Raw genomic sequence first — 812 nt, 5'->3', positions numbered from 1 at the left:
TTGCAAGAGGTTTCGTCAACCTGGCAGATGCGGTCTTGCATCAATGTATCCGGCCTCTGATTGGAGCGTGTTGTGCTCCGGGCCATCATGGATATCAGCGCGCATTCGAGCTAATTAGCGGACAGGCCTCGAACGGGCCATTCGGGTCACCAGTGTTCGCATGCGCCGGGAAGACCGATCCTCCATCGTTGTCTCATTCCTCTCGCAGACCTCGGCGGGTAAGGGATGTTGGTTACGTCATCGATCGCACCTCACCTCGTGCTGTTCCTTAGTTCGTGCCTGGCGGTCGTTCCTTTGTCCCGGCCTGCGCGCGCAGACGCGCCGCGCGCAAGGGCCGTCAAGGCCGGCCGTCGTGCTGTCCTGACGTCTTGCTCTACCGCGGTCAGGCCGCGCCTTGACGGCCCCGAGCACGGTGCGAGGATCAGGCAGCTCGGGACGCCGTCTCCTCCGTGTTGACGCACTCGAAGGCGCGTCCCTTGTTGAGAACCGCCCAGGCGATCCGGGCGAGCTTGTTGGCGAGCGCAATCGCCAGCACGTTGTGGTGCAATCGTTTCTTGGCGGCTTCGATCCAAGATTTGAGGCCATAGCGCTCCCAACCCTTGACCTTGACCAGCACAACCCACGCGGCCTGCACAAACAGCGCGCGCAGGTAGCGATTGCCGCGCCTTGATATCTTGCCGAGGATCGTGCGGTCGCCGGTCGATATCTGCTTCGGCACCAGTCCAAGCCAGGCGCCGAAGTCGCGGCCTTTCGAGAACACGTCTCCAGTGCCGATCGCAGCCACCATCGCGCTCGAGATGATCGGGCCAATG

The 812-nt window shown here is 62.4% G+C and carries 1 protein-coding gene; it reads right to left on the bottom strand.

Features of this window, described 5'->3' with window-relative positions:
- Positions 1 to 421 precede the first annotated feature (421 nt).
- The coding region (locus tag AC0L30_RS43065) for a transposase (RefSeq protein WP_473256584.1) at positions 422 to 812 on the bottom strand (391 nt) is incomplete at its 5' end.

It is taken from the genome of Bradyrhizobium sp. MI1.11 (assembly GCF_055811255.1).
Note: the sequence above shows the minus strand (reverse complement) of the source record. Positions and strands in the feature narration are given on the sequence as shown.